This is a genomic window from Oleiphilus sp. HI0066 (genome assembly GCF_001635725.1).
Map to the genome: position 1 here is coordinate 1 of NZ_LWFH01001257.1, position 1,111 is coordinate 1,111.

Sequence of the window (1,111 nt, forward strand, 5' to 3'; positions counted from 1 at the left end):
CAGGGCCAATCGCTCGTAGGAATGTAGCAGGGTGAAATGTGCCTGCGCCGACTTCCATATCGAGGGGCTGAAGAACAACACAGCCCTTACTCGCCCAAAAATTTTGTAAGGCTAAAATTAGCCCCTGAAAGGTTTTTACATCTGGATTGGATTGTTCAGCCACAACTCAAGCACCCGTAGTTAATTCATTATATTTTCGTTGCTTTGACAAAAAAGCGAGAAAAAGGAGCGGCATTATACACTAAGCTATTCGCCGCTCGCTCACTTATTGCTTGATATATTTCAAAATTTCAACCACTTGCTCGGGTGTTTCTGCGACAGCCATCGCGGCACCGTCAACTTCTTTGAGTGGGTGCGTTAATTCTGGGTCATGAATCACAACGATTGGCTTGCCTTTGCCAATAGCAATGCCTGCTTCAAATGCAGCATTCCATTGCTTGTATTTTGGTCCGAAACGTACCACGGTAAGATCAGCCTTTTCGATTGCATTCATTGCGCGCAATGAATTGATCTTTGCTGCTTTATGATCCTTCCAGAAGTTGTTTTCTTCTTCACCAAGAATCCGGACACCAACTTCGTCACTGGCTTCATGATTAGTTACTGGACTTAGTGTCTCGATGTCCAGATTGGCTTCTTTGATGCCATTTTCAATACGCTCACGCCAATCGGTATGAATCTCACCTGAAAGATAAATGCTGTAGCTCATATTAGGTTTATGTCCCTAGAATTTATTGATAAAACTGTATGTAAGGTGAGCGGATTCTAATAAACAGAATTGAGGATGCAAGCATCGCTCATGCTTGGATTCACATATTTATACAATGGAGGTATAGGGTGCCTATCTATGACCATAAGTATGGTGGTTTAGACTATTTTCGAGTTTATCGTTCTTGGGGCGGACAAGAGTTTCAAGAATATGTGCGAATCGGAGAAGATAAAGACGCTGCACGCAAAGAGGCTGAGGCGATCGAAACACGTTTTACGCGGGAATATGAAGTTTATCAGCGAGAGCGTGCTGCACAACCAGAATTTCATGTGAGAGATGATGGCTCAATTCGAGGTCTACGGCGTGTTAGTGTTGAGCGAGGTAGTAGAGCGACAGTTGAGGTCT

General features: G+C 43.8%; 3 protein-coding genes. 1 reads left to right on the top strand and 2 read right to left on the bottom strand.

The genetic code is table 11. From position 1 onward, the window contains the following. Both A3738_RS29470 and A3738_RS18120 read right to left on the bottom strand, forming a co-directional pair. A partial coding sequence (locus A3738_RS29470; protein ID WP_156504323.1) for a glycine--tRNA ligase subunit alpha occupies nucleotides 1-163 on the bottom strand: 163 nt, incomplete at its 3' end. A gap of 102 nt (nucleotides 164-265) precedes the next feature. Further along, the gene (locus tag A3738_RS18120) at nucleotides 266-706 is read right to left on the bottom strand and encodes a YtoQ family protein (protein ID WP_068483288.1); all 441 of its coding nucleotides are present in this window, start codon (nucleotides 704-706) and stop codon (nucleotides 266-268) included. Between the two features lie 128 nt (nucleotides 707-834). Between A3738_RS18120 and A3738_RS18125 the strand changes: the two genes are divergently transcribed. Then, the coding region (locus tag A3738_RS18125) for a hypothetical protein (protein WP_156504324.1) at nucleotides 835-1,111 on the top strand (277 nt) is incomplete at its 3' end.

Coding starts and splice junctions, on each gene's coding strand:
- A3738_RS18120 (WP_068483288.1), bottom strand. CDS start 706: ATGAGCTACAGCATTTATCTTTCAGGTGAGATTCATACCGATTGGCGT.